Source organism: Vibrio sp. 10N.261.46.A3 (assembly GCF_041472995.1).
Taxonomy (GTDB): Bacteria; Pseudomonadota; Gammaproteobacteria; order Enterobacterales; family Vibrionaceae; genus Vibrio; species Vibrio coralliirubri.
In genome coordinates, this window is the sequence record NZ_JBFRRH010000067.1 from 157,328 (window position 1) to 157,797 (window position 470).

The 470-nt window shown below is 47.7% G+C and carries 1 protein-coding gene; it reads right to left on the reverse strand.

The annotated features are described in order from the left end of the window. Positions 1-470, reverse strand: a 470-nt coding sequence (locus AB4484_RS16230; protein WP_372079235.1) for a tandem-95 repeat protein, incomplete at both ends; no start/stop codon positions are given.

Consider the following 470-nt stretch of genomic DNA (forward strand, 5'->3'; position numbering starts at 1 on the left):
TCACCATTGAAGTTTTCGTTTGGAGCGAATGTGTAAGTACCATTACCGTTATCAGTAAGGATACCGTCACCGCCATCGTAGGTCACACCTTCAACCGTTAGGTTGTCACCTTCAATGTCGGTAGCGCCTGTTAATAGGTCTGCATCGGTGAAGATTAACGTACCGTCTTCTTCAACACTGAACTGTTGATCTTGTGGTACTGGCAGGTCGTTAACTGGATTAACGGTTAGGTCTGCAGATGCTTGAACCGTATTAGTACCATCTGAGATATCGAAGCTGATATCGATGTCACCGTTGAAGTTCTCATCTGGCGTAATCGTGAAACTGCCGTCATCGTTTTGAGTAACTGTTGCATCACCGCCGACTGTTAAGTCGCTAGCGGTCAGATCATCGCCCTCTACGTCAGACGCTTGCGATAGCAACTGCTCTTGGCTTAGGCGAATCGAACCGTCTTCGTCGATTGAGTACGC